Origin of the sequence: uncultured Tenacibaculum sp. (assembly GCF_947499065.1) — a bacterium.
Taxonomy (GTDB): Bacteria; Bacteroidota; Bacteroidia; order Flavobacteriales; family Flavobacteriaceae; genus Polaribacter.
This window is the reverse complement of the sequence record NZ_CANMMT010000041.1, coordinates 1-263: the sequence shown is the minus strand read 5'-3', so window position 1 is coordinate 263 and position 263 is coordinate 1. Positions and strand designations below refer to the sequence as shown.

General features: G+C 33.5%; 1 protein-coding gene. It reads left to right on the top strand.

The genetic code is table 11. The annotated features are described in order from the left end of the window. Positions 1 to 263 (top strand): hypothetical protein (locus Q0958_RS18910; protein WP_299126132.1); only part of this gene is annotated, 263 nt, incomplete at both ends.

Below are 263 nucleotides of genomic sequence, written 5' to 3'. Positions count from 1 at the left end.
TTTATAGCACAAGTAACTACTGAAAATGGTAAAGACTTAATTGTTGTTGAAAGAAAGAAACTGGATTATACCTTGTACGATTCAGATAATAAAAAAGAAAAACTTTCAGAAAGTGAGTTCCTACAAAAGTTTACAGGAATCATAGTTGCTGTTGAAAAAACAGAAGAAAGTACTTCGGGAAAAACAGCTTCAAATGTAACAAGCGTTCTTGCTCTAGGAGCTTTATCATTGCTAGCACTGTTTATGGTGTATCAAAGCTCACC